The following is a 568-nucleotide window of genomic DNA, read 5'->3' on the forward strand; positions in this document are numbered from 1 at the left end:
GTTTTACGAAACAGTTTCGGGTTGTGAGGTTAAGCGACTAAGCGTACACGGTGGATGCCCTGGCAGTCAGAGGCGATGAAGGACGTGCTAATCTGCGATAAGCGTCGGTAAGGTGATATGAACCGTTACAGCCGGCGATTTCCGAATGGGGAAACCCAGTGTGATCCGTCACACTATCGTTAAGTGAATACATAGCTTAACGAAGCGAACCGGGGGAACTGAAACATCTAAGTACCCCGAGGAAAAGAAATCAACCGAGATTCCCCCAGTAGCGGCGAGCGAACGGGGAGCAGCCCAGAGTCTGAATCAGCGCGTGTGTTAGTGGAACGGTCTGGAAAGTCGCAGGGTACAGGGTGATAGCCCCGTACACTAAAATGCACACGTTGTGAACTCGAAGAGTAGGGCGGGACACGTGGTATCCTGTCTGAATATGGGGGGACCATCCTCCAAGGCTAAATACTCCTGACTGACCGATAGTGAACCAGTACCGTGAGGGAAAGGCGAAAAGAACCCCGGCGAGGGGAGTGAAAAAGAACCTGAAACCGTGTACGTACAAGCAGTGGGAGCC

1 rRNA gene is annotated in these 568 nt (G+C 52.6%); it reads left to right on the top strand.

Annotated elements, in window-relative coordinates:
• Positions 1-27 precede the first annotated feature (27 nt).
• A 23S ribosomal RNA gene (locus CWM52_RS25905) occupies positions 28-568 on the top strand; the annotation flags it as partial.

Source organism: Raoultella sp. T31, from assembly GCF_002806725.1.
In the GTDB taxonomy this organism is placed as follows: Bacteria; Pseudomonadota; Gammaproteobacteria; order Enterobacterales; family Enterobacteriaceae; genus Klebsiella; species Klebsiella electrica.